The organism is Frankia sp. CoWAU3, assembly GCF_977971855.1.
In genome coordinates, this window is the sequence record NZ_CDWWXB010000144.1 from 1 (window position 1) to 540 (window position 540).

Genomic DNA, 540 nt, shown 5'->3' on the forward strand with positions numbered 1-540 from the left:
AAGGTTAAACGACAAGCTAAGGCATTCGTGAATCGCGAAGGGGCACACGACGTAGGGTGAAAGACGACCCACGCCGCGCGCCAACCCGAGACTTCCGTAGCCGACCGAGCCTGCCCGGGGGCCACCACGATGGATGACGACCGCACCCGCGGCGCAGGCGAGCGCATCGCCGACGCACGCAAGGCGCGCAGCCTCAGCCAACGCCAGCTGGCCGAACACGCACACGTGAGCCTTTCCCTGCTCCGCAAGGTCGAGCAGGGCAGCCGAGACGCCACCCCGGCCCTGGTCGCAGCGGTCGCACGGGCGCTGACCATCGACGTGACGACCCTGACCGGGCAGCCCTACGATCTCGGTGGCCGGCATCTCGACCCGCTCCACCAGCACATCCCCGAGCTCCGACGTGCGCTCACCTACTGGGACCTGCCTCCCGATGGCATCACGCCACGACCGTCGGCGGAACTGGTCCGCGACGCCGAGCACGCCGCGGACCTTCGCCGATCCGGCAACCACACCCAGCTCGCCGCTCTCCTCCCGGCCCTG

The 540-nt window shown here is 69.6% G+C and carries 1 protein-coding gene; it reads left to right on the forward strand.

The annotated features are described in order from the left end of the window. Window positions 1-129: 129 nt before the first annotated feature. Window positions 130-540, forward strand: a 411-nt coding sequence (locus tag AC08ON_RS12870; protein WP_476617053.1) for a helix-turn-helix domain-containing protein, incomplete at its 3' end; no start/stop codon positions are given.